The sequence below is a fragment of the Sorangiineae bacterium MSr11367 genome (genome assembly GCA_037157805.1).
In the GTDB taxonomy this organism is placed as follows: domain Bacteria; phylum Myxococcota_A; class Polyangia; order Polyangiales; family Polyangiaceae; genus Pendulispora; species Pendulispora rubella.
In genome coordinates, this window is record CP089983.1 from 8,833,611 (window position 1) to 8,857,353 (window position 23,743).

The window sequence follows — 23,743 nt, forward strand, 5'->3', positions numbered from 1 at the left end:
CGTGCAGTGGCTAACCCCTCGGACAAAATCGTCGAAGCACTTCGGGCATCGCTCAAAGAAGTCGAGCGCCTGCGGCAACGAAACCGCGAACTTGCCAGCGCATCGTCGGAGCCCATCGCCATCGTCGCCATGAGCTGTCGCTTTCCCGGCGGCGTGCGAAGCCCCTCCGAGCTCTGGGAGGTTCTCGTCCAGGGCACCGACGCCATCTCCGCGTTTCCCCAGGACCGCGGTTGGAAGCTCGACGAGCTGTTCCACCCCGACCCCGAGCAAAAGGGAACCTCCTACGTCCGCGAAGGCGGCTTTCTCCACGACGCCCACCACTTCGATTCCGCCTTCTTCGGCATCAGTCCGCGCGAGGCGCTGGCCATCGACCCGCAGCAGCGCCTCCTGCTCGAGACCTCGTGGGAGGTGCTCGAGCACGCAGGCATCCATCCGGCCTCGCTCCAACGCTCGCTCACCGGCGTCTTCGTCGGCGTCATGTACAGCGACTACGCCGCGCGGCTGACGCGCGCCCCCGAAGATCTCGAGGGCTTCGTCGGCATCGGCAGCGCGCCGAGCGTCGCCTCCGGGCGCATCGCCTACACCTTCGGCCTCGAGGGGCCCGCGGTCACCATCGATACGGCGTGCAGTTCCTCCCTCGTGAGCCTTCACCTCGCCTGCCAGGCGCTGCGCCATCGCGAGTGCTCCCTCGCCCTCGCGGGCGGCGTCACCGTCATGGCCTCGCCGGGCGCGTTCATCGAGTTCAGCCGGCAACGGGGGCTCGCCCTGGATGGCCGCTGCAAAGCTTTCTCCGCGAGGGCCGACGGCGTGGGTTGGTCCGAGGGCGCAGGCATGCTCTTGCTCGAGCGCCTCTCCGAGGCCACGCGCCTCGGGCACCCCGTGCTCGCGGTCATCCGTGGCTCCGCCGTCAACCAGGACGGCAAGAGCCAAGGTCTCACCGCCCCCAACGGGCCCGCCCAGCAGCGCGTCATTCGGCAAGCCCTCGCCAACGCCAACCTCGAGCTCGCGGACATCGATGCCGTCGAAGCCCACGGCACGGGAACCACGCTCGGCGATCCCATCGAAGCCCAGGCCCTTCTCGCCACCTACGGGCAAGCGCGTTCCGCCGAGCGGCCTCTCTGGCTCGGGACCATCAAGTCCAACCTTGGGCATACCCAAGCCGCCGCAGGTGTCGCCGGCATCATCAAGATGGTCCTCGCCATGCAGCACGGCCTCTTGCCCAAGACGCTGCATGCCGATACGGCCTCGCCCCACGTCGATTGGTCGTCCGGCGCACTCCGCCTCCTCACCGAGCCCGCCCCCTGGAAGGCCAACGGAGCGCCGAGGCGCGCCGCCGTTTCCTCCTTCGGCATCAGCGGCACCAACGCCCACGTCATTCTGGAAGAGCCTCCCCGCGATCTTCCCGCTCCCGCTCCCACTCCCCCTCCCGCTCTGCCCATTCTTCTCTCGGCCAAGTCCGAAGCCGCGCTGCGTGCGCAGGCGGAGCGGCTGCGCGTGCACCTCGCGTCGCATCCCGAGCAGGAGCTCACCGGCGCGGCCTATTCCCTCGCCACCCGGCGGACACACTTCGAGCAGCGCGCGGCGTTCGTCGTCGCGGATGGGGAAGCGCTTCGGGATGCGCTGGATCGATTCGTTCGGCAAGGCTCGATCGCGGTCCGCGGCGAAGCGAGGGGGCGGGGAAAGTTGGCGTTCCTCTTCACCGGTCAAGGGAGTCAGCGAGCGGGCATGGGGCGCGCGCTTTACGAGGCCTACCCGGTCTTTCGCGAGGCGCTCGATGGAGTCTGCGCGAAGCTCGACCCCCACCTCGAGCATCCGTTGCGCGACGTCCTTTTCGCGGCACGAGGGTCGCAGCTCGATCGAACGGCCTTCGCGCAACCGGCGCTCTTCGCCCTGGAGGTCGCGCTCTTCCGCCTGCTGGAGAGCTGGGGCATTCAACCAGACTTCGTGCTCGGCCACTCCATCGGGGAGCTCTCGGCGGCACACGTGGCCGGGGTGCTCACGCTCGAGGACGCGTGCATGCTCGTGGCGGCGCGCGCGCGCCTCATGCAATCGCTGCCCACGGGCGGGATCATGGTTTCGCTTCGAGCCTCCGAGCAGGAAGTCCAAGCGCGGCTCGCGGAGCGGCGGGGGATCGAGATCGCGGCCGTCAATGGCCCCCTGGCCACGGTCGTCTCGGGCGATCGCGAGGCGGTCCTCGAGCTCGCGGGGCATTTCGAGGCCATCGGCCGCAAGACCAAGCAGCTCGTGGTGAGCCACGCGTTCCATTCGCATCATATGGACGGCATGCTCGGGGCGTTTCGGGAGGCGGCCGCACGGGCCACCTTCCATCCGCCGCGCATTCCGATCGTTTCCAACCTGATCGGCCAGCGCCTCGGGCACGACGAACTCTCCTCCCCCGACTACTGGGCACGTCACGTTCGGCATGCGGTGCGCTTCGCGGACGGCGTTCGTGCGCTCGAGGCCGAAGGCGTCACCTCGTTCGTCGAGCTCGGGCCCGAGGCCGTTCTTTCCGCCATGGCGCACGACGGCGTCTCCGAGGCTGTCCGTGAGCGCGCGGCCTTCTCGTCGGTGATGCGCGCGGATCGTTCGGAGGTCGAGACGCTCGTCGCCGCGGTGGCGGGCTTGCACGTGCGCGGTCATCACGTCGATTGGGCCGGCTTCTTCGGGCCCTTGGCGTTGCCGCACGCGGCGCTGCCTTCGTATCCGTTCCAACGCGAACGGTATTGGCTCGACCCGCCCAAGGCCGCGCCCACCGACATGGCCTCCGCGGGTCTCGCCTCCGCCGACCATCCGCTTCTCGGTGCCGTGATTTCGGTCGCCGCCGAGGGCGCGGTGCTGCTCACCGGTCGCCTTTCGCCGGACGATCCTCGCTGGCTCGCCGATCACACCGTCTTCGACACGGTGCTCTTGCCCGGTACGGCGTTCGTCGAGCTCGCGCTCGTCGCCGCACGCCGGGCGGGGCTCGAGCACATCGACGAGCTGACCATCGAGAGCCCGCTGCTTCTTACCTCGGCCCTTCATCTCCAGCTCGCCGTCGGCGCCCGGCAGGAGAATGGACGGCGAGCCCTCGCGGTGTACTCGCGGCCGGAGAGTGCGGTGTCCGACGCGCCGTGGACCCGCCATGCCACGGGCACGCTCGGTCCGGCGGTCGCCACGGCCTCGTTCGATCTGCGAGAGTGGCCGCCGGCGGACGCCGTGGTGCTCGACCTCGAGCACTTCTACGGGCGCATGGAGGAGGAGGGATTCTCCTTCGGGCCTCATTTTCGCAGCCTGCGTTCGGCATTCCGGCATGGCGATACGCTGTTTGCGGAGGTGGGCCTGCCGGAGGGATCCGAGCCGGATGCGGCGCGATTCCTTCTTCATCCCGCGTTGCTCGATGGCGCGCTGCATGTTCTCGCACGAGGCGCCGAAGGACGGACGGGCGTGATGCTCCCGTTCTCGTGGACCGGGGTGACGCTGCACGCGACCGCGGCTCCCGCGCTGCGTGCGCGCATCTCGGTCCACGACGGCCGCGTGTCCCTCGCCCTCGCCGACGGCGCCGGCGAGCCCGTGGCGTCCATCGAGGGTCTGCTCCTGCGGCCCGCGTCGGCGGAGTCGATCCGCAGCGCGCTCGCCTCGCGCCATGATGCGCTCCATCGCGTCGATTGGGTGCCCCTCGCCCACCGGGAAGCTTTGGCGCCGGCCTCGGGCTGGGCCCTCGTGGGGCCCGGAGGTTCGTACACCGACTGGGCAGATCTCCAAGCCTCGCTCGCCCGGGGCGAGGGCGTGCCCGACGTCATCGTCGTCGATGAATGCGGCGATCCGTCGCGTCCCATCGAGGCGGTGCATGCGACGGTTCAGCGCGGGCTCGCCGTGCTGCAAGCCTGGCTGCGGGAGGAGCGCTTTGCCGGGTGCAAGCTCGTTTTCCGGACCCAGCGCGCGCTGGCCATCCGAAGCGGCGAGGACGTCGTCGACGTGGCGGGTGCGGCGCTCGCGGGCCTCGTTCGGGCGGCGCAGGCGGAGCATCCCGAGCGGGCCATCGTCTTGGTGGACGTCGACGATCGCGACCTCTCGCTGGCCGCGATGCAACGTCTGCCCGCAGCCGGAGAGTCTCGACTTGCGCAGCGTGACGGTGCGTGGTGGGTTCCGAGGCTCGTTCGCGCGGCGGCGTCGGGGGCCTCGGAGACGCGGCGGCCCCTGAACCCCGAGGGCACGGTGCTCGTGACGGGCGGCACGGGGACGCTGGGCGCCATCGTCGCGCGGCACCTCGTCGGCAAGCACGGCGTTCGGCATCTGCTCATGGTGTCGCGGCAAGGCCACGATGCGCCCGGGGCCGAATCCCTGCTCCGCGAGCTATCCGCCGCAGGGGCCAAGGTCACACTCCACGCGTGCGACGTCGCGAACCGAGATCAGCTCGAGCGACTGCTCGATTCCGTTCCTGCCGAGCATCCCTTGACGGCCGTGGTCCATGCGGCGGGTGTCCTCGACGACGGCGTCGTCCTCTCCCTCACGCCCGAGCGCATCGCGCACGTGCTGCGCCCGAAGGTGGACGCGGCGGTGCATCTGCACGAACTGACGCGAGAACGCGACGTGGCGGCCTTCGTGCTTTTTTCGTCGTTCGCCGGGGTCCTCGGCAGTCCGGGGCAAGGCAACTACGCCGCCGCCAACGCGTTCCTCGATGCGCTGGCCCATTACCGCCAAGCGAGAGGCCTGCCGGCGACGTCGCTCGCCTGGGGCTTTTGGGCCGCGGGCGGGGGCATGGCGGGCGATCTGACCGATGCCGACCGAAAGCGCATCGCCCGTTACGGCATCGGCGCGCTCTCGACCGACGAGGGGCTCGACCTCCTCGACCGGGCCCTCGAACGGTCCGAGGTGACGCTCGTTCCCGCGCGCTTCGACATGGCGGCCTTGCGCGCACAGGCCGAGGCGCTGCCGCCGTTGTTTCGAGGGCTCGTCGGCCACACCGCGCCACGACCGGAGGCCTCGCGCACGACGTCGACGCTCGCGCGGCGCCTCGCGAAGATGGCGGAGGACGAGCGCGAACGCCTCTTGCTCGATCTCGTGCGCGGCGAGGTTGCCACGGTTTTCGGCCATGCTTCTTCGAACGCGGTGGAGCCGGCGCGCCCGCTGCAGGAGATCGGTCTCGATTCGCTGATGGCCATCGAGCTGCGCAATCGTCTCGGCGCGGCCAGTGGCTTGCGTCTGCCAGCGACGCTCTTGTTCGATCATCCGACGCCCGCGGCGCTCGCACGCCAATTGGGCACCGAGTTGCTCGGCCGCTCGGCGGAGATCCTGCCGGCGCAGCATGCCGGGGTGTCGGTCGACGAGCCGATTGCCATCGTGGCCATGGGCTGCCGCTTCCCAGGCGGCGTGCAAAGCCCCTCCGAGCTCTGGGAGGTTCTCGTCCAGGGCACCGACGCCGTCTCCGACTTTCCGCGCGATCGCGGCTGGAACCTCGACGCGCTTTTCCATCCCGACCCGGATGCCGACAAGAAGGGGACCTCCTACGTCCGTGAAGGTGGCTTTCTCCACGACGCCCATCACTTCGACCCCGCCTTCTTCGGCATCAGCCCACGCGAGGCGCTGGCCATCGATCCCCAGCAGCGCCTCCTGCTCGAGACCTCGTGGGAAGTGCTCGAGCGCGCGGGACTCCCGCCTGCCTCCCTTCATGGCTCGCCCACGGGCGTCTTCGTCGGCGTCATGTACAGCGATTACGCGAGCCGGCTGACGCGCGCGCCCGAAGGGCTCGAGGGCTTCGTCGGCATCGGCAGCGCTCCCAGCGTCGCGTCTGGGCGCATTGCTTACACCTTCGGCCTCGAAGGGCCCGCTGTCACGCTCGATACCGCGTGCAGTTCCTCCCTGGTGAGCCTTCACCTCGCCTGCCAGGCGCTGCGCCACGGCGAGTGCTCCCTTGCCCTCGCGGGTGGCGTGACCGTCATGGCCACGCCGGCGGTCTTCGTCGAGTTCAGTCGCCAGCGCGGGCTCGCGCGCGATGGCCGCTGCAAGGCCTTTTCCGAGCGCGCCGATGGTGTGGGCTGGGCGGAGGGCGCAGGCATGCTCTTGCTCGAGCGACTCTCCGACGCCGCGCGCCTCGGGCATCCCGTTCTCGCCATCATCCGCGGCTCCGCCGTCAACCAGGACGGCAAGAGCCAAGGCCTCACGGCGCCCAACGGGCCTGCCCAGCAGCGCGTCATCCGGCAGGCGCTCGCCAACGCTCGCCTCCACGCCGCCGACGTCGACGCCGTCGAAGCCCACGGTACGGGAACCACGCTCGGCGATCCCATCGAGGCCCAGGCGCTTCTCGCCACCTATGGGCAAGATCGTTCCTCCGAGCGGCCGCTCTGGCTGGGATCCATCAAGTCCAACCTCGGGCACACCCAGGCCGCCGCGGGTGTCGCCGGCGTCATCAAGATGGTGCTCGCCATGCAGCATGGCCTCTTGCCCAAGACGCTGCATGCCGATGCGAGCTCGCCCCATGTCGATTGGTCGTCCGGCGCGCTCCGCCTGCTCACCGAGCCCGTTCCGTGGATCGCGAACGGCGGCGTCGAAGGGCCGGCGTGGCAAGCCCCGCACGGCCGGCGGCGGCGTGCCGCCGTTTCGTCCTTCGGCATCAGCGGCACCAACGCCCACGTCATCTTGGAAGAGCCTCCCCCACCCCAACCCTCCCTCTGCGTTGAAAGTCGGCCGCGGCAAGCCGCGGACCTCCGAGGGGGAGGGAGCCCTGGAGTGCCGTCGGCCTTACACGCGCCCGCAAGGGCTCCCTCCCCCCCACGCCGGAGGTCCGCCGCTCGCGGCGGCCGACTTTCAACGCAGGGGTCGGGGTGGGGGAGCTTTCCCATCGTTCTCTCGGGTCGCAACGAGACGGCGCTGCGAGCGCAGGCGGGGCGGTGGGCCGAGTGGCTCCGGCAGCACCCCGACGCGTCGATGCACGACATCGCGTACACCGCGGCGGAGCATCGCTCGCACTTCGAGCGGCGCGTCGCCCTCGTCGCGGGCGATCGCGAAACGCTCCGCGAGAGCCTGGGCGCGTTGGAACGAGGCAGCGTTCCGCCCGGCGCCCTGCTCGCCGATGCCCACGCGGGCGGCAAGCTCGCGTTTCTCTTCACCGGTCAGGGAAGCCAGCGCCCCGGCATGGGTCGCGTCTTTTACGAGACGTTTCCGGCGTTCCGCGATGCGCTCGACGCGGTCCTCGAGCAGATGGACGCGGGTCCCCTGCGCGAGGTTCTCTTCGCCGAACCGGGCTCGGAAGACGCCGCGCGCCTCGACGAGACGGCGTTCACGCAGCCGGCGCTCTTCGCGATCGAGGTGGCGCTCTTTCGGCTTCTCGAAAGCTGGGGCGTCGTGCCCGATTTCTTGCTCGGTCATTCCATCGGGGAGCTGGTCGCTGCCCACGTGGCCGGCGTGCTGTCGCTTCCCGATGCGTGCACCCTGGTCGCCGCGCGCGCCCGTCTCATGCAATCGTTGCCCAAGGGCGGCGCCATGATCTCACTTCGCGCTTCGGAAGACGAGGTGCGTCCTTTGCTCCGCGAACGAGAAGGCCGCGTAGCCATCGCCGCCGTCAACGGCCCCGCGTCCACCGTGGTCGCGGGCGATGAGGATGCGGTCCTCGAGGTCGCGCAGCACGTCCAGGCGATGGGGCGGAGCACCTCGCGCTTGCGGGTCAGCCACGCCTTCCACTCACCGCACATGGACGGCATGCTCGAGGCGTTTCGGGATGTCGTTCGCGGCCTCACCTTCGAGCCGCCGCGCATCCCCATCCTCTCGAACCTCACCGGCAAGCCGAACGACGAGCTCGGGTCGGCCGAGTATTGGGTGCGCCATGCAAGGGAGACCGTGCGGTTTCTCGATGGCGTTCGGACCCTGGAGGCCGAGGGCGTCGCCACCTTCGTCGAGCTGGGGCCCGGCGCCGTGCTCTCGACGATGGCCCAACTCGGCCTTTCCGAAGCGGGCCAGGCGCGCGCGGTCTTTTTGCGTGCACTCCACAAGGAAGAATCGGACCTCCAGAACCTCACGGCAACCATGGCCGGGTTGCACGCCCGCGGGCACGGGGTGGATTGGAAGGGCTTCTTCGCCCCCTTGGCTCCGCGGGTCGTTCCGCTCCCCACGTATGCGTTTCAGCGCGCGCGCTACTGGCTCGAATCCACCGAGGGCGCGAGCGCCGACGTTTCTTCGCCGGGGCTCGGCCGGATGGAGCATCCGATTCTCGGTGCGGCCGTTTCCCTCGCCGAGGGCGGTGGCGTCGTCTTCACGGGGCGCCTCGCGCGCGAGAGCCATCCATGGCTCGCCGACCATGCCGTGTTCGACGCCGTGGTCTTCCCGGGTACGGCGTTCGTCGAGTTGGCGCTGGCCGCCGGGCACCACGTGGGGCTCGACCGGATCGACGAGTTGACCTTGGAGGCACCGCTGGTCGTCCCCGCGGAGGGAGCCGTGCAGCTGCAGCTCGCGCTCGGTGCGGTCGACGAGACCGGGCGCCGGCATCTGTCCATTCATTCGCGACGCGAGCTGGCCGACGCATCGTGGTCGCGGCATGCGACGGGCGTCCTGGGTCCTGCCGCGGTGTCACGGCCGCCGGTGGGCATGAGCGACTGGCCGCCTCCGGGCGCCGAACCCCGGGCCGTGGAGGGTCTCTACGATCGCCTCGCGGATGCCGGGTTGGCCTATGGCCCGTCGTTTCAAGGGCTGACCGCCGTGTGGACGCGTGGAGAGGAGCTCTTCGCCGAGGTCCGCCTCCCGCATGGCTCGGCCGGGGATGCCGGGCGATATGGACTCCATCCGGCGCTGCTCGATGCCGCGCTCCATGCGGTCGCCGGGGCGGAATCGCACGACGGCGTGGTTCTTCCGTTCTCCTGGTCGGGGGTGTCGCTGTTCGCCGCGGGGGCTTCCGAGCTTCGCGTGCACGTTCGCGTCGAGCGGGAGGGATCCATTTCGCTCGCGATATCCGATGCGATGGGCGGATGCGTGGCATCGGTCGAGGCGCTGCACACGCGGGCCGTGTCGAGGGCGCAGCTCGAAGGTGCCGCCGCAAGCCTCCACGATGCGCTTTTCCGGCTCGATTGGGCCGCACGCGCCTTGACCCCGCGCGCTCCCGCGCCGGCGGCGGCCTGGTTGGGGCATGACGGGGCCTATGCCGATCTGCCAGCGCTCCGCGCTGCTCTGGATGGTGGAGCGCCGGCACCAGAGATGGTCATCGTGCCGTGGACGGCCGACGCGGAGGACGATGCGGCGCAGGCCGCCCATGCCGCCACCGCCCGGGCGCTCGCCTTTCTTCAGGCCTGGCTCGCCGACGAGCGGCTCGCGGCGTGCCGCCTCGTGTTCCTCACCCAGGGCGCCGTCGCCACGCAGGATGAATCCGTCGATTTGCACCATGCTCCGCTCTGGGGCCTCGTGCGCTCCGCACACGCCGAACATCCCGACAGGGGCATCTGCCTTCTCGATACCGATGGCTCCGACGCCTCCGCACAGGCCTTGCCCGCCGCACTCGCCGCCGCCGAGCCCCAGCTTGCCTTGCGACACGGGGTCGCGTTGGTGCCCAAGCTCGCACGACCGACTTCCGCGTCCATCGAGGCACGTCCCCTTCGGTCCGACGGCACGGTCCTCGTCACCGGCGGCACAGGGGCCCTCGGCGCGCGCTTCGCCCGTCACCTCGTCGCCCACCATGGCGTGCGCCATCTGCTGTTGACCTCTCGCCGAGGTCTCTCCGCCCCCGGCGCCGAAGCTCTCCGCGACGAGCTCACCGCCGCAGGCGCGTCCGTCACCATCGCCGACTGCGATGCCTCGGACAAGAGCGCGCTCCAGCGCCTGCTCGCCGGCATCTCGCCCGACCATCCGCTCACTGGGGTGCTCCACACCGCGGGCACCCTCGACGACGCCCTCCTGCGCGACCTCGACACCCACCGCCTCGAGCTCGTCCTCCGACCCAAGGTCGATGCCGCTCTGCACCTGCACGCGCTCACCGAACATCACGACCTCGCCTTCTTCGTCCTCTTCTCCTCCCTCGCGGGCGTCCTCGGCAATGCCGGACAAGCCAGCTACTCCGCCGCCAACTCCTTCCTCGACGCTCTCGCCCACCACCGAAGGGCTCGCGGCCTTCCTGCTCTTTCCCTCGCCTGGGGCTACTGGGACGAGCCCACCGGCATGGCCTCCCACCTCTCCGACTCCCAGCGAGCGCGCTTGCAACGCTTCGGCGTGCGCCCGCTCTCCGAGCGCGATGGCCTCGCCCTCTTCGACAACGCACTCACCCGCCCCGAGGCCTCCCTCGTCCCCGCTCGCTTCGACGTCCGCGCTCCCGCACGCGTCAAGTCCGCCCCCAACACGAACCTCGCCCGGCGCCTCGCCGAGCTCCCTCTCCCCGAACGCGAACGTCTCCTGCTCGACCTCGTCCGCGGCGAGATTGCCGCCGTCTTCGGTCACCCCTCGCCCAACGCCATCGAACCCACTCGCCCCCTCCACGAGATTGGACTCGATTCCCTCTTGGCCGTCGAGCTGCGCAATCGCCTCGCCGCAGCCTTCGGCCTCCAACTGCCCGCCACCCTTCTCTTCGATCATCCCACCCCCGATGCACTCGCACGCCAACTGAGCCACGCGTTGCTCGGCCGCGCCGCCGCGCACCAAGCCCTCGCCCCATCGCCTTCCCTTTCCACCGACGACCCCATCGCCATCGTCGCCATGAGCTGCCGCTTCCCGGGCGGCGTGCGAAGCCCCTCCGAGCTCTGGGAGGTTCTCGTCCAGGGCACCGACGCCGTCTCCGACTTTCCACGCGATCGCGGTTGGAACCTCGACGCGCTTTTCCATCCCGACCCGGACGCCGACAAGAAGGGGACCTCCTACGTCCGCGAAGGCGGCTTTCTCCACGACGCCCACCACTTCGACCCCGCCTTCTTCGGCATCAGTCCGCGTGAAGCGCTGGCCATCGATCCCCAGCAGCGCCTCCTGCTCGAGACCTCCTGGGAAGCCCTCGAGCGTGCGGGGCTCCCGCCTGCTTCGCTTCATGGCTCGCTCACCGGCGTCTTCGTCGGCGTCATGTACAGCGATTACGCCGCGCGCTTTTCGCGCGCACCGGGGGACCTCGAGGGCTTCGTCGGCATCGGCAGCGCTCCCAGCGTCGCCTCCGGGCGCATCGCCTACACCTTCGGCCTGGAAGGCCCCGCGGTCACCCTCGATACCGCCTGCAGCTCCTCCCTCGTGAGCCTTCACCTCGCCTGCCAGGCGCTGCGCCACGGAGAGTGCTCCCTCGCCCTCGCCGGCGGTGTCACCGTCATGGCCACGCCAGGTGCGTTCGTCGAGTTCAGCCGACAACGCGGGCTCTCCCGCGATGGCCGTTGCAAAGCTTTTTCCGAGCGTGCCGATGGCGTGGGCTGGGCGGAGGGCGCCGGCATGCTCTTGCTCGAGCGCCTCTCCGAGGCCACGCGCCTCGGGCACCCCGTGCTCGCCGTCATCCGCGGCTCCGCCGTCAACCAAGACGGCAAGAGCCAAGGCCTCACCGCACCCAACGGCCCCGCCCAGCAGCGCGTCATCCGGCAAGCCCTCGCCAACGCTCGCCTCACCCCCGCCGACATCGACGCCGTCGAAGCCCATGGAACAGGAACCTCACTCGGCGATCCCATCGAAGCCCAGGCCCTTCTTGCCACCTATGGCCAGGCCCACTCCCCCGAGCAGCCTCTCTGGCTCGGATCCATCAAGTCCAACCTCGGCCACACCCAGGCCGCCGCGGGTGTCGCCGGCGTCATCAAGATGGTCCTCGCCATGCAGCACGGCCTCTTGCCCAAGACGCTGCATGCCGACGCGGTTTCGCCCCACGTCGACTGGTCTTCCGGCGCCGTCCGCCTCGCGAGCGAGCCCGTTCCATGGATAGCGAACGGCCGGCCACGGCGCGCCGCCGTTTCGTCCTTTGGCATCAGCGGCACCAACGCGCACGTCGTTCTCGAAGAGGCGCCGCGCGCTCTTCCCGCGCCCGCTCCCGTGCCCGCTCCGGTGCCCTTCCTCCTTTCGGCCAAATCCGAAGCGGCCCTCGAGGCGCAGGCCCGGCATCTGCGCGAGCACCTCGACGCGCACCCCGATCTTTCGCTCGTCGACGTGGCGTACTCGCTCGCCACCACGCGCTCGCACTTCGAGCGGCGCGCCGCCGTCGTCGCGCTCGATCGGGAAGCGCTCGGCCATGACTTGGGCGTGCTGGCCCAAGGTGGGCTCCCACCGGGCGCGGTGCTCGGCCACACGCGAAGTGCCGGCAAGCTCGCGTTCCTCTTCACCGGTCAAGGCAGTCAGCGACCTGGCATGGGCCGCGGCCTCTACGAGGCCATTCCCACCTTCCGCGATGCGCTCGACGCCGTCGTGGCGGAGCTCGACCCGCACCTGGAGGTTCCCCTGCGCGCCGTGCTCTTCGCGGAGCCGGGCTCCGAGAATGCCGCGCGGCTCGACGAGACGGCGTACACGCAGCCGGCGCTCTTCGCGCTCGAAGTGGCGCTCTTTCGGTTGCTCGAGGGTTGGGGCATCGTCCCCGACTTCTTGCTCGGCCATTCCATCGGCGAGCTGGTCGCCCTGCACGTGGCCGACGTACTCTCCTTGAAGGACGCGTGCACCTTGGTGGCGGCGCGCGCCCGCCTCATGCAAGCCTTGCCGCCCGGCGGCGCCATGCTCGCTCTTCGGGCGTCCGAAGAGGAGGTGCGCCCTCTGCTGCAAGGAAACGCGGACCGCGTGAGCATCGCGGCCGTCAATGGCCCTTCGTCCACCGTGATCGCCGGGGACGAGGAGGTCGTCCTCGAGCTCGGGCGCCGCGTCGAAGCGATGGGACGGAAGATCGCGCGCCTACGGGTCCGACACGCATTTCACTCGCCCCACATGGATGGAATGCTGGATGCGTTTCGAGAGGTCGTCCGCGGGCTTTCGTTCGGGCCGCCGCGCATTCCCATCGTCACGAACCTCACCGGCCAACGGGCCACGGCCGAGGAGCTCGGATCGGTCGAGCACTGGGTGAGGCATGTGCGCGAGGCTGTGCGTTTCTACGACGGCGTTCGAACCCTGGAGGCGGAAGGCGTCTCCACGTTCGTCGAGTTGGGGCCCGACGCCGTGCTCGCGACGATGGCTCGACTCGGTCTCGCCGAGGAGGCCCGTGCGAGCTTTTCCAGCGCGCTCCAGGACGAGCGGCCGGAGCTGCAAACGCTGGGTGCCACCGTCGCGGGCCTGCATGCTCGAGGCTCCGAGGTCGATTGGGGTGCCTTCTTCGCACCGTTTGCGCCTCGGCGCATTCCGCTCCCCACCTATGCCTTCCAGCGTGAGCGCTACTGGCTCGCACCGCCCAAGATGGAGGACCTGGCATCGGCCGGTCTGGGCGGGGCACACCATCCGCTTCTCGGGGGCGCCGTTCACCTCGCCGAGGGCGATGGATCCCTCTTGCTCGGGCGCATCTCCCTCGAGAGTCACCCATGGCTCGCGGATCATGCCGTGTTCGGGACGATTCTCCTTCCGGGTGCGGCCTTCGTGGAAATGGCGCACGCCGCTGCGCACCACGTGGGGCTCGAGCGGCTGGGCGAGTTGACCCTCGAGGCACCGCTCGTCGTGCCGGCCGAAGGCGCACTCCACCTGCAGCTCGTCGTCGACGCGGCCGATTCGGACGGGCGCCGGCGGCTGTCCATCCATGCGCGACGGGAGCAGGCCGATTCCTCCTGGTCGCGGCACGCAACGGGCATTCTGGATCCTGCCGCGGCGTCTCCCCCGTCGTTCGTCGACATGGGCATCTGGCCTCCCGCGGACGCCGAGCCGCTCGCCGTGGAGGGCCTCTACGAGCGCCTCGGCGAGGCCGGTTTGGTCTATGGTCCTTCGTTTCGAGGGCTTGCGGCCGCGTGGGTGCGCGGCGAGGAGCTTTTTGCCCACGTCCGCCTCCCGGAGATGCTCGCGCACGAGGCGAGTGGGTTCGGTCTCCATCCCGCGCTCCTCGACGCCGCACTCCATGGGCTTGCCGCCTTGCGCTCGGAGCAGGTGGGCGACGTGCTCCTTCCTTTCTCCTGGTCGGGTGTGGCGTTGCACGCGGAAGGTGCTTCCGAGCTTCGCGTGCGCCTTCGTGTGGAACGCGAGGGCGCGATCTCGCTTGCGATCGCCGATGGCACGGGGAAGCCGGTTGCCTCCGTCGAGGCGCTGCACACGCGGGTCGTGTCGAGGGCGCAGCTCGAAGGTGCCGCCGCGAGCCTGCACGATGCGCTTTTCCGGCTCGATTGGGCTGCACGCGCCTTGGCCATGCGCGCTCCCGCGCCGGCGGCGGCCTGGTTGGGGCATGACGGGGCCTATGCCGATCTGCCAGCACTCCGGGATGCTCTGGATGGAGGGGCGCCGGCACCAGAGATGGTCATCGTGCCGTGGGTGGCCGACGCGGAGAACGATGCGGTGCAGGCTACCCGCTCCGCCACCGCCCGGGCGCTCGCCTTCCTTCAGGCCTGGCTCGCCGACGAGCGACTCGCGGCGTGCCGCCTCGTGTTCCTCACCCAGGGCGCCGTCGCCACGCAGGATGAATCCGTCGATTTGCACCATGCTCCGCTCTGGGGCCTCGTGCGCTCCGCACACGCCGAACATCCCGACAGGGGCATCTGCCTTCTCGATACCGATGGCTCCGACGCCTCCGCACAGGCCTTGCCCGCCGCACTCGCCGCCGCCGAGCCCCAGCTTGCCTTGCGACACGGGGTCGCGTTGGTGCCCAAGCTCGCACGACCGACTTCCGCGTCCATCGAGGCACGTCCCCTTCGGTCCGACGGCACGGTCCTCGTCACCGGCGGCACAGGGGCCCTCGGCGCGCGCTTCGCCCGTCACCTCGTCGCCCACCATGGCGTGCGCCATCTGCTGTTGACCTCTCGCCGAGGTCTCTCCGCCCCCGGCGCCGAAGCTCTCCGCGACGAGCTCACCGCCGCAGGCGCGTCCGTCACCATCGCCGACTGCGATGCCTCGGACAAGAGCGCGCTCCAGCGCCTGCTCGCCGGCATCTCGCCCGACCATCCGCTCACTGGGGTGCTCCACACCGCGGGCACCCTCGACGACGCCCTCCTGCGCGACCTCGACACCCACCGCCTCGAGCTCGTCCTCCGACCCAAGGTCGATGCCGCTCTGCACCTGCACGCGCTCACCGAACATCACGACCTCGCCTTCTTCGTCCTCTTCTCCTCCCTCGCGGGCGTCCTCGGCAATGCCGGACAAGCCAGCTACTCCGCCGCCAACTCCTTCCTCGACGCTCTCGCCCACCACCGAAGGGCTCGCGGCCTTCCTGCTCTTTCCCTCGCCTGGGGCTACTGGGACGAGCCCACCGGCATGGCCTCCCACCTCTCCGACTCCCAGCGAGCGCGCTTGCAACGCTTCGGCGTGCGCCCGCTCTCCGAGCGCGATGGCCTCGCCCTCTTCGACAACGCACTCACCCGCCCCGAGGCCTCCCTCGTCCCCGCTCGCTTCGACGTCCGCGCTCCCGCACGCGTCAAGTCCGCCCCCAACACGAACCTCGCCCGGCGCCTCGCCGAGCTCCCTCTCCCCGAACGCGAACGTCTCCTGCTCGACCTCGTCCGCGGCGAGATTGCCGCCGTCTTCGGTCACCCCTCGCCCAACGCCATCGAACCCACTCGCCCCCTCCACGAGATTGGACTCGATTCCCTCTTGGCCGTCGAGCTGCGCAATCGCCTCGCCGCAGCCTCCGGCCTCCAACTGCCCGCCACCCTTCTCTTCGATCATCCCACCCCCGATGCACTCGCACGCCAACTGAGCCACGCGTTGCTCGGCCGCGCCGCCGCGCACCAAGCCCTCGCCCCAACGCCTTCCCTCTCCACCGACGAGCCCATCGCCATCGTCGCCATGAGCTGCCGCTTCCCAGGCGGCGTCCAAAGTCCCTCCGAGCTCTGGCAACTCCTCCTCGCGGGCACCGATGCCATCTCTCCCTTTCCTCAGGATCGCGGCTGGACGCTCGAGCAGCTTTTCCACCCCGACCCCGATCAAAAGGGGACCTCCTACGTCCGCGAAGGCGGCTTTCTCCACGACGCCCATCACTTCGACCCTGCCTTCTTCGGCATCAGTCCGCGCGAAGCGCTGGCCATCGATCCCCAACAGCGCCTCCTGCTCGAGACCTCGTGGGAAGCCCTCGAGCGCTCCGGCCTCCCGCCGTCGTCCCTCCATGGATCGCTCACCGGCGTCTTCGTCGGCGTCATGTACAGCGACTACGCCGCGCGCTTTTCGCGTGCGCCCGAGGACCTCGAGGGCTTCGTCGGCATCGGCAGTGCGCCCAGCGTCGCCTCCGGGCGTATCGCCTACACCTTCGGCCTCGAGGGCCCCGCCGTCACCCTCGACACCGCGTGCAGCTCCTCGCTCGTCTCCCTCCACCTCGCCTGCCAGGCGCTGCGCCACGGAGAGTGCTCCCTCGCCCTCGCCGGCGGTGTCACCGTCATGGCCACCCCCGCGGTCTTCGTCGAATTCAGCCGCCAGCGCGCGCTCTCCGTCGATGGGCGCTGCAAAGCCTTCTCGGCCAAGGCCGACGGCGTGGGCTGGGCGGAGGGCGCCGGCATGCTCTTGCTCGAGCGCCTCTCCGACGCCACGCGCCTCGGGCACCCCGTGCTCGCCGTCATCCGCGGCTCCGCCGTCAACCAAGACGGCAAGAGCCAAGGCCTCACCGCCCCCAACGGCCCCGCCCAGCAGCGCGTCATCCGGCAAGCCCTCGCCAACGCTCGCCTCACCCCCGCCGACATCGACGCCGTCGAAGCCCATGGAACGGGAACCCCACTCGGCGATCCCATCGAAGCCCAGGCCCTTCTCGCCACCTACGGACAGGCCCACTCCCCCGAGCAGCCTCTCTGGCTCGGATCCATCAAGTCCAACCTCGGCCACACCCAGGCCGCCGCAGGTGTCGCCGGCATCATCAAGATGGTCCTCGCCATGCAGCACGGCCTCTTGCCAAAGACGCTGCACGCCGACGCGGTTTCGCCCCATGTCGACTGGTCTTCCGGCGCGGTCCGCCTCGCGAGCGAGCCCGTTCCGTGGATCGCGAACGGCGGCGGCGAAGGGCCGCGGCGCGCCGCCGTTTCCTCCTTCGGTGTCTCTGGCACCAACGCGCACGTCATCCTCGAAGAAGCGCCGCGAGCTCTTCCCGCTCCCGCGAACGCTCCCGAGAGCGCTCTTCCCGTGCTCCTTTCGGCCAAGAGCAAGGCCGCCCTCGGCGCGCAGGCCCGCCGACTGCGCGAGCACCTCGAAGAGCATCCCGAACTCGACCTCGTCGACATCGCGGCCTCACTCGCCACGGCGAAGACGCACTTCGAGCATCGCGCGGCCATGATCGCCCGCGACCGGAATGCCCTGATGGAGCAGCTCACCGCGCTGGCGCACGGGCAGCCGCTGGCGGGCGCTGTCGTCGGGGCGGCCACGCATGTGGGCAAACGCGTCTTCGTCTTCCCGGGGCAGGGCTCGCAATGGGAAGGGATGGCGCAATCGCTGCTCGAATCGTCGTCGGTCTTCCGCGAGGAAATCGAAGCGTGCGCGCGCGCCTTCGCGCCGTGGGTCGATTGGTCGCTGCTCGATGTCCTCCGCGGCGGCGAGCCCTCCTTGGACCGCGTCGATGTCGTGCAGCCCGCGCTCTTCGCGGTCATGGTGTCCCTGGCCGCCCTCTGGCGATCGCTGGGCGTGGAGCCCGACGCGGTGATCGGGCACAGTCAGGGCGAGATCGCGGCGGCCTACGTCGCGGGCGCCTTGTCGCTCGACGATGCCGCCAAAATCGTCACCCTCCGCAGCCGCGCACTGATCGAGCTCGCGGGCAAGGGCGCGATGGCGGCCGTCACGCTGAGCCCCGACGCGCTCCGCCCTTACCTCGAACCCTTTGGCGAGCGCCTCGCCATCGCGGCCGTCAATGGCCCGCAGGCCACCGTGATCTCGGGCGAAGCCGCCGCGGTCGATGCCCTCGTTCGCACGCTCGGCGATGCCGGCGTCTTCGCCCGCAAAGTGCGGGTCGACTACGCCTCGCACAGCGCCCACGTCGACACCGTGGAGGCCGAGTTGCTCTCGCATTGGGTCGGCCTCGCGCCGCGCGCTTGCCGCGTTCCCCTTTATTCCACGGTCACGGGCGCCGTCGTTTCCGGTGCGGAGCTCGATCCCTCGTACTGGTATCGCAACCTTCGCCATACCGTGCGCTTCGCAGAGACGACCGAGCGACTCCTCGACGATGGACATCGCTTCTTCGTCGAAGTCAGTCCACACCCCGTGCTGACCTTGGCCATCGAGGAAATCCTGGAGGGACGCAAGGTCGAAGCCGCCGTCGTCGGCTCGCTGCGGCGCGACGAGGGCGATCTCACGCGGCTCCTCCTCGCCCTGGGCGGGCTGCACACGCGCGGATGGCATCTCGATTGGCATGCCTTCTTTCGACCGTGGGCGCCACGCCGTGCCGATCTGCCGACCTATGCCTTCGAGCGCGAGCGCTACTGGCTCGACGCCGCCAAGTCCGATCGCCTCCCCCTGGCCGATGGCGAGCATCCGTTGCTGGCTGCGAAGAGCGTGTCCGCCGACACCGGCACGTGGACGTTCGATACCACCGTGTCGCACCAGACGCCGGACTGGATCCGCGATCACGCGGTGCGGGGCACCACGTTGTTTCCCGCCGCCGGCCTCTTCGAGCTTGCCCGCGCCGCGGCCGACGCCACCCTGCGATTCCAGGACGCGGCGCTTGCCGACGTCGTGGTGCATACGCCGCTGGTGATCCCACCGACCGGCGAGGTTCACCTGCAGGTGAGCGTCGCGCCGCTCGATACCGGGAATGCCGCCCGCGTTCGCATCTACGGCGCACGACGCTCCGAAGCCCTCGAGGAAGTCGCATGGGTGCTTCACGCGGAAGGTCGCTTGGAACCGGCCACCGACGCTCCACCGGCCGCCGTCACGCGCGGCGCGCCGCCGGGCACCGAGCGCGAATCCCTCGACGGGTACTATGCCGCTCTCCAGGAATACGGGCTCGAATACGGTCCGCGCTTTCGGACACTGCGCGAGTCATGGCGCGAAGAGACGCCCGATGGTTCCGTCGTGCGATGGGTTCGCGTGGAGCTCGATGAAGCTGCGCGACGAAGTGCGCGCGACTACGGCATCCACCCCGCCCTTCTCGATGGCATTCTGCACGCGGCGGGCCTCTGGCACGACGAGGCCGACCCGCGCCAACGCGGCGTGTTCTTGCCGTTTGCCCTGGGTGCATGGCGCGCGTGGGGCAAGAGCGGATCCGCGCTTTGGGCACGATTGCAGCATTCGCGCGACGCGGACGATCTGCGATGCCTCGACGCCACCCTGTACGACGACCACGGCTCGTCGATCGGAGAGCTCCGTCGGCTGCATCTGAAACGCGTCGACGAAGCCACGTTGCGGCGTGCCACCTCCGCCGATCGTCACCGGTACCACGTGGCCTGGCAGGAGCTGACGCCGGCCGAGGGTCGCCTGTCGGACCGTTGGGCGCTCGTCTGCGACGGAACCCCAGGCGATCGCGCCCTGGCGAAGGCCCTGAAGGAGGCCGGCCTTCACGTCGAAAGCGTCGCCGCGGATGCCGTTCAGGGCTTCGACGGTGTGCTCCGCATCTGGCCGGAGGCCGCCCCTGCCGACACCGATCTCGCCGCGCGCACCACCTCGTTGGTCGAGCAGGTGCTGGCCGAGCTTCAAACGCGGCTCGCTCGCCCGGAGGCCGCGGAGCGCGTCGTGTGGATCACGCGAGGTGCCGTCGCGGCATCCCACGACGACGGGGTGCCGGCGTTGGAGCAGTCGCCCCTTTGGGGCCTTGCGCGCAGCGTGCGCCAGGAGCACGCCGAGCTCGGCCTGCGCCTCGTGGATCTCGGGGCCTCGGACGACGCCGCCACGATGGCGCCTGCATTGGTTCGAGCGCTCGCCACGGACGATGAACCGGAGATCGCGATCCGGGGCGAGCATCTCCTGGTTCCGAGGCTGCTTCGCCATCGCGAGGCCGCCGACGCGCACGGCCTGCCCGAGGTGCCGCTTGGGGGCACGTTCCTCATCACCGGCGGCCTCGGACTCTTGGGACGGTGCACTGCACGCTGGCTCGCCGAGCAGGGTGCGTCGCACCTCGTCCTCACGTCCCGTCGCGGCGACGCGTCCGAGGACGCCGACCGGGTGAAACAGGAGCTCGACGCGCTCGGTGCGGCGGTGCGCATCGCGGCCTGCGACGTGACGGACCTCGACGCCGTGCAGGCCCTGATCGCGACGATCGCGACCGCGGATGCGCCCTTGCGGGGGGTCTTCCATTGCGCGGGCGCGGTCGACGACGGCGTCCTGCGCGGCCAAACGCCGGAGCGCTTCGCGCGTGTGCTCGCCCCCAAAGTCACCGGGGCCTGGAACCTCGACCGCGCCACGCGCGGCCTCGCGCTCGATTGGTTCGTCGTCTACTCCTCGGTGGCAGGCATCGTGGGCGTGCCCGGACAGAGCAGCTATGCGGCCGCCAGTTCGTTCCTCGACGCCCTTGCCCATCACCGCAGTGCCCGGGGCCTCGCCTCGAGCTCGCTCGCCTGGGGCTTTTGGGCCGAACGCAGCGGCATGACGGCGCACTTGAGCGGCGCGGATGTCACGCGCCTGGCGCGCGCCGGTATGGGCGCACTCTCCACGGCCGAGGGCGTGCGATTGCTCGAACGCGCGCTGGCCGCCAAGGAGATCCTCTCGGTGCCCGCGGCATTGGATCTCGACCAAATGCGCGCAACCTTGGAGCGCTCACGAGCCCCCGTCCCCGCGCTGCTTCGAGGCCTGGTGAAGCCCCGCGCTTCCGCATCCCGGGGCGGGTCCGAGCTTCGGAACCGCTTGGCGCGTCTTTCCGACGTCGACCGGCGTGCCGCCGTCCTCGAACGGGTCCGTGAGGAGATCGCCGTCGAGCTCGGGCTGCGCTCGCACGAAGAGCTGGATCCCGAGCGCTCCTTGCTCGAGCTGGGCCTCAACTCCGTCATGGCCATCGAGATCCGTCAGCGCCTCGGTGCCGCTCTCGACCTCGCGCTGCCGGCCACGCTGCTCTTCCAGGCTACGACGGCCCATGCCATCACCGACCGCGTATTGGAGCGGATGCCCGCCGCAAGCACCGAGGCGGCGCCCGCGAACGCCGCCCAAGAGCATCCACTCACCGCGAACGTTCAGAAATTGAGCGAGCTCGGAGAGTTCGATCTCGGCTACGAGCTCGTGGTCCTGTCGTCTCGCATCCGCCGCGCCCGCGAGGCCAAAGCCCCAGCGCGCACGGACGTCGCACGCCCCATCAAACTCGCCGGCGGTGGCACGCGATCGTCGGTGCTGTGCATTCCCACCATTGCACCGCCCACGGGTTCGTTCCAATACGCGCGCTTCGCCCCGGCGATGCCCGAACGCGACGTGTGGGTGCTTCCCAATCCGGGCTTCACCCAAGGCGAGACGCTGCCCACCGATCGCGCGACCGTCGTCCGAACCCACGCCGAGAACATCGTCCGCTGCGCCGGCGGCGCGCCGTTCGTCCTCGTGGGGTACTCGTCCGGCGGATGGGTGGCGCACGCGGTCGCGGCGCACCTCGAAAGCATCGGCGTCGTTCCGAGAGGCCTCGTGCTGCTCGATACGTACCTGATACGCGACGTCACGCCGGGCATCGGATCGGTGTTTCGCCGTGCATGGCTGGGCGGGCTCCCCACCATCCCGCGCACCGACGAGGAGTTCACCGCCCTCCCCTGCTACACGGACCTTTTCCAAGACTGGCAGCCCGAGGAGCTTTCGAGCCCCACGCTGTTCGTCCGGGTCCAAGAGCCCATGCCCGGCATGGAGGACGAACGACTACCGGGCAGCGGTGATTGGCGCTCCCACTGGGAGCATCGTCACACGCCCGCCGAGCTTCCGGGCAGCCACTTCACCGTCTTGACCGAACACGCCCACACCACCGCCCGAACCATTCACGAATGGCTCCTCACCCTCGAGAAAGAAACATGAACTGGAAGATAGTCGTCATCGGCGGAGTCGTCTTCGCCGTGGTCTTTTTCATCTCTACGATCCTCGGCGTTCCCCTCTTTCACGCCGGCATCCTGGCGCCGATCTACAAGGCCCACGCCCAATTCTGGCGCCCTGGATTCCTCGACCCCAACGAAGGGAATCTGCTCCCGCGGGCGCTCGGCACCGGGCTCGTTCGCGGGTTGGTGCTCGCCGGCGTCTACGATTGGCTGCGCGCGTATTTGAAGGGCCCCGGGTGGCTGCGGGGCGTGAAGTACGGCGCCCTGCTCTGGGTGTTCGGGGCCATGGTCATCCTGCTTTGGACGGTCATGTTCAACCTGCCCGATGTCCTGTTCTTCTACTGGATGCTCGAGTCGCTCTTCGAGGAGCTCCTTGCCGGCGCGGCGTTGGGCCTGGTGGCGCAGAAGCTCGCCCCCGCCGAGAAAACCGTTGGCGCGCATGCCGTCGCCTAATGCGAGCGGGCGCGCGATCATCATCGGGGCAAGCTTGGCCGGCCTCGCCGCGGCGCGCGTCCTCTTGGACCACTTCGACGAGGTCGTGCTCCTCGACCGCGATCGCCTCCCCGAAGGTGCCGACTTTCGCATCGGGGTTCCCCAGGGCCGCCAGTACCACGTCCTCTTGAAGGGCGGCGAGCTCCTCTACGAGTCGCTGTTCCCCGGCTTGAGCCAATCGCTCGTCGCCCGAGGAGCGCCCACGCTTCACTGGGGCACGGACGTGCGCTGGCATCACACGGGCGGATGGAAGCGCCAGCACCCGAGGGGGGTCACCACCTTCTCGTGCAGCCGGCCGCTGCTCGAAAGCGAGGTCCGCGCGCGCGTGCGCAGCGATGCCCGGGTGCGCATCCTCGACCGGACCACCGTCCGCGCGCTCGTCTGCGATCCGACCCGAGGACGAGCCCTCGGCGTCCGCATCGAGAGGCGGCCCGACGAGGGTCCGCCCTCGAACGACGTGCTCGAGGGCGCGCTCATCGTCGATGCGAGCGGCCGCGAGTCGAAAGCCCCGGCATGGCTCGCGGCGCTCGGTGCGAGCACACCGGAAGAAGTTCACGTGGATGCCTCCATGGGCTACGCGAGCCGCCTCTATCGGCCGCCGGCGGCGCGCCCCGCGTGGAAAGGCCTCATCCTTCACCCGACGCCGCCCGATCGACGTCAGGGATCCATCTTTCCAAACGAGTCCGGCCTTTGGCACGTGACCCTCAGCGGGTACGCGGGCGACCACCCGCCCACCGATGAAGAGGGCTTTCTGCGGTTCGCCGCATCCCTCGATGCCCCGGATCTCCATGAGGCGCTGCGCGATGCCACGCCGCTTTCACCCATTCATGGATACCGCAGGACGGAAAACCGCCTTCGCCGCTACGATCGCCTTCGGCGCCCGCTCGAGGGCTTCATCGTGCTGGGCGACGCCGTGTGCGCGTTGAATCCTATCTACGGCCATGGCATGTCGACGGCGGCGATGGCCGCCACCGTCCTCGCCTCGGAACTCCGCCGCCACGCCCGCGGTCCGTTGGCCCCCGGTTTTGCCAAGTCGTTCTACGCCCAACAAGGCAAGGCACTGCAAATCCCGTGGATGGCCGCTACGGTGGCAGATGCACCATACACGCAAATGTCCGTCGGCGGTTTCACGCGATTCGTCCATCGATTCGCGCTGGGCTACTCCGCGCGCCTCGCGCGCCTGAGCGTGCACGACACCGCTGCCTTCGAAGCGCTGCTTCATGTCGGGCACCTGCTCCGCGCGCCGAGTTCGCTCTTTCACCCCTTCATCGTGCTTCGCGCCCTCGGTCTGCTCGGCCGCCCCCCGCAGCTCGAGAAAGCTCCCGTGGAGGCCTGACCCGAGC

Annotated in this window: 3 protein-coding genes; all 3 read left to right on the forward strand. The window is 69.9% G+C overall.

The annotated features are described in order from the left end of the window. The first annotated feature begins 6 nt into the window (after positions 1-6). Genes LVJ94_33860 through LVJ94_33870 form a run of 3 tightly spaced genes read left to right on the forward strand, consistent with a single transcriptional unit; the run spans position 7 to position 23,736 of the window. Positions 7-21,891 carry an SDR family NAD(P)-dependent oxidoreductase gene (locus tag LVJ94_33860; GenBank protein ID WXB01890.1) on the forward strand — a complete coding sequence of 7,295 codons (21,885 nt, stop codon included), beginning with the start codon at positions 7-9 and terminating at the stop codon, positions 21,889-21,891. Continuing rightward, the gene (locus tag LVJ94_33865) at positions 21,888-22,361 is read left to right on the forward strand and encodes a hypothetical protein (GenBank protein WXB01891.1); all 474 of its coding nucleotides are present in this window, start codon (positions 21,888-21,890) and stop codon (positions 22,359-22,361) included. Before LVJ94_33860 ends, LVJ94_33865 begins: the two co-directional genes overlap by 4 nt. Next, positions 22,348-23,736 carry a hypothetical protein gene (locus tag LVJ94_33870; GenBank protein WXB01892.1) on the forward strand — a complete coding sequence of 463 codons (1,389 nt, stop codon included), beginning with the start codon at positions 22,348-22,350 and terminating at the stop codon, positions 23,734-23,736. The genes LVJ94_33865 and LVJ94_33870 overlap by 14 nt, the downstream gene beginning before the upstream one ends. Positions 23,737-23,743 lie beyond the last annotated feature (7 nt).

What these genes read in the sequence shown, in the direction of transcription:
- LVJ94_33865 (WXB01891.1), top strand. Translation starts at nt 21,888, where the DNA reads ATGAACTGGAAGATAGTCGTCATCGGCGGAGTCGTCTTCGCCGTGGTC.
- LVJ94_33870 (WXB01892.1), top strand. Translation starts at nt 22,348, where the DNA reads ATGCCGTCGCCTAATGCGAGCGGGCGCGCGATCATCATCGGGGCAAGC.